This window comes from Neisseria sp. P0009.S007, from assembly GCF_051962515.1.
The window spans coordinates 1-952 of sequence record NZ_JBQCVF010000607.1; the positions used below are offsets into that span (position 1 = coordinate 1).

The window sequence follows — 952 nt, forward strand, 5'->3', positions numbered from 1 at the left end:
ATCCGAGACAATAAAAATTCTTTTCCTTTTTTTTGTTGAAAAATACTTTCTGAATTTAGATAATTAATCATGTCATATAGTTCATTTTTTATAGAAATCAACTGCTGTTTATTTGTATAACTATATCCATCACAATTATTAATCATTTTATCAATTTCGACTAAAACTATATTAATCTTTTTTATAAATTGCTCCTGATTCATTGTCTTATTAACCTTTCTAAGTCATTAATATATTTTTGTGTTTGTCCACCAGGCAACCCTAAACCTTGAGGTGCAGCTTTACCTTCAATAATAGTTGTTCCTGGTTTCACTTTAAATTGAGCAATATTAGTCATGTGGTTCCATTTTGGTTTGACTGCGAGGCTACTTCTGGTAGCAGGGAATGTTTCAAATAAATAACGACCTTTAGCTTGAGCATTTATTCCGTCAAAGTACCTTAATCCATATTCACTAGTTCCTGCCGAACGTACTTTAATCGTTTCTCTATCAAAAGATTCTAAAATTTGTTTCCTATATTTTCTTGGAACTCCTTGTGATTTTAAATATTTAGATGCTTCTTTTACACCTTGATATGGATTTGGTGTTTTCGATCTTGATGAGCATTTGCTTAAACCAAGAGGGTCAACCCAGTCTTGAGCATTCGGCGCAAACTGATAAAAATTCTCCCCACCCCACAACCCAATCGGATCCTGATTCACAAACCGACCCGCATCAGGCTCATAATACCTGAAGAAGTTGTAATGCAGCCCCGTCTCACTGTCAGCATACTGGTTTTGCAGGCGGAAGGATTGGTGCGCCGTTACTGTTACGTTGGTTTCGCTCTTCAGTTTGCCCCAACCGTAATAATCGCCGAACCAAACCAGGTTGCCGTCTTTATCGGTCATTTCTCTTGGGATGCCGATTTGGTCGCAGTGGAAGTAGTGGGTTTGTTGTCGGTCTTCTCCGTCTTC

2 protein-coding genes are annotated in these 952 nt (G+C 37.5%); both read right to left on the reverse strand.

Annotation, left to right across the window (positions count from 1 at the left end; genetic code table 11):
• Positions 1-203, reverse strand: a 203-nt coding sequence (locus ACTHS3_RS15120; protein WP_440368383.1) for a hypothetical protein, incomplete at its 3' end; no start/stop codon positions are given.
• On the reverse strand, positions 200-886 hold the full coding sequence (locus ACTHS3_RS15125) for an RHS repeat domain-containing protein (protein ID WP_440368384.1): 687 nt from the start codon (positions 884-886) through the stop codon (positions 200-202). The genes ACTHS3_RS15125 and ACTHS3_RS15120, both read right to left, overlap by 4 nt.
• Positions 887-952: the final 66 nt, after the last annotated feature.

Bases quoted from the DNA above. Each gene is read 5' to 3' on its own strand.
- ACTHS3_RS15125 (WP_440368384.1), bottom strand. From the start codon at position 886: ATGACCGATAAAGACGGCAACCTGGTTTGGTTCGGCGATTATTACGGT.